At 52.3% G+C, this 2,238-nt stretch carries 2 protein-coding genes; both read right to left on the bottom strand.

All coding sequences use genetic code 11. The annotated features are described in order from the left end of the window. Nucleotides 1-87 precede the first annotated feature (87 nt). Nucleotides 88-726, bottom strand: coding sequence for an iron transporter (locus tag HMPREF1141_RS11845; protein WP_009064645.1), 639 nt, complete (start codon nucleotides 724-726; stop codon nucleotides 88-90). A gap of 73 nt (nucleotides 727-799) precedes the next feature. Next, entirely contained in the window at nucleotides 800-2,050 is a 1,251-nt protein-coding gene (locus HMPREF1141_RS11840) for an FTR1 family protein (RefSeq protein WP_009064646.1), read from the bottom strand. Nucleotides 2,051-2,238 lie beyond the last annotated feature (188 nt).

Here is a 2,238-nt window from a genome sequence, read left to right as displayed (position 1 = left end):
CGCCATGGCAGCCCCGCGCCGAAACGCGAACTGACCATGGCGCGTATCCATATTTTTGGAATGCTGAGTGGTTATGAGATAACGAAATTACCAGACCCGCGGAACATAATCAAAATCCCATTCGGCTACAAGCGGTTCCGTCCAATAGCGCCCGGTGACACCTGTCTCTTTATCAACATGGAGCAAAAAGCCCTGTGCTTCGGGGTTTTCGATGCTGAACTTCACTTTGTAAGTACCGGCCGCGCCAAGCTTGATGTTCGCGCCGTAATGGGGACCGTCGCTCGCGTTCATCGGCATAAAGGTTCCTTCCACCTTTGTTTTGCCGTCCTCGCTGGTGATTTCATAATTGACCGTCAAATTCGGAACAAAATCACCTACGCCATAGCCGAGATCATTCTGCAGCGCAGAGATATCCGCCTCGATATGCATGTCTGCCTCAGAAGCCGGAAGCCCGGCTCTGTCCGCCGGCTCCATATCCACCGGCTGGAAATACACGGCTGCCACATTCAGCGGGCCAAGCTCCAGATCGTCGCCGATCGGGAATTCCTCAAAGCCGGCCGTTTCGCCGGGTGCGGCCACGTCGCCGCCGGCATCGCTCGAGGCGGAGGCCTCAGGGGTAGAGGCCGCGGGGGTGGAAGTTGTGTCGGTCGATGCGCAGCCTGCGAGGGAAAGCGACATCACCATCGCCATGGCGAGGGAAAAAACAGATACTTTTTTTAGAATCATTGATGATACCTCCTGAAATTTATTTTTTCATTTTGCGCTATCCTCCTGATAGAAAGATGACCGCTAAATCTGATTACTCGGACGGATGATCCGACTGCGGGGCGGCTGATCCCTCCCCGGCGGCCATTCTCATGGCCCTCATCTTTCTCGTTTTCCTGATCTGAACTACAAACGTTACGATCGTCAGCGCGAGCAGAACAGCCTGCGGAATCAACGTTTCCAGCGTGGGATAAATCCCCAGAATATCAACCGAAGTGATACCGGACACCGGCGTGACTCCCACAAGGTTGCCTTCCTGCAGCTCCTTTACACCGGAACCCACAAAGGAGATGGACATGACGAACAACAGAATACTGGTGCCGAGGAAAAACGGCTTCAACGGCAGCTTGATGCTCATGAAACGAATCAGAAGATAGATGATCACAAGCGCCACACAGCCTACGCCAAGGCCAAGCCAGACCATGTTGAGATACGTTTTGGTACCGGCCAGCAACGCCTGATAGAACAGGATCGTTTCAGCGCCCTCCCTGAAAACCGCGAGAAACGCGGCGAACGCGAGGGAAAATACGCTCCCCCGTGTAATAGAGCTTTGAACCTTGCCCTCTATGTAGCTCGTCCAAGCGGCAGATTCCGATTTGGACACCATCCAGTTGCTGACATAAAACAGGACCACCACGGCAAGAAGCATTGTCAGCCCTTCGGTAATTTCCTGATTTGCGCCGCTCGCACCCGACAGGCTATTCAGGATAAACGCCATGATGACGCTCGCGCCCAGGGCAATGACCGATCCCCAATAAACTGCGCCGGTTTTTTCCTTGTTCCCGGATTTGACCAGATAGGCGATGATCGCACCGACGATGATGATGGCCTCAAAGCCTTCTCTTGTTATAATCAGAAGCGAAGCAAGAAAAACCCCCAGCGCGCTCTCTTTTTTGCCATCGAGCTGGTCGGCGTCTTCCCGCAGCAGCCTGGTCAATTCGTCGAGCGAGGCTTTCACTTCCTCGTTTGTGCTGCCGGCGTTTATGGCCTTTTTCGCAAAACTGAACTGATATTCCACTGTTGCTGCACGGTTCCCCGATATATGCGCCATCACCGTTTTTTCAAAGCCCAGCTTTTCATAGTACGAGTAGTAGGCAACATCGACTTTCTCTTTCGCGGCTTTCGCTTCTCCCGATACATACAGATCGTAAGACTCATCCAGAACGGATTCCATTTCGTCCACAACATCGTTCCATGTCTCATGGGTAGTGGCAGCGGACGCCGCTATGGAAAACGAACTGACAAGAACCAGCATCAGTGTAATTACAGCAAATATCTTTCGCACCTTTCACCCTCCTTTCCATAAATGATAAACACACAGTGGCGGCATATGACCGACATCCCTGCCGGTACCACAACACACCATATATAAAGTTAGCTCCCCCTAACAAAAAGTACAAGAACCAGTTCTGAAAATCCGGATGGCTCCAGATTGGTTTCTGAGAAGTCTTGGGATAAAAAATACGGCTGCGG

This window comes from Clostridium sp. MSTE9, from assembly GCF_000277625.1.
Classification (GTDB): Bacteria; Bacillota; Clostridia; order Oscillospirales; family Acutalibacteraceae; genus Faecalispora; species Faecalispora jeddahensis.
This window is presented reverse-complemented; position numbering and strand designations above follow the sequence as displayed.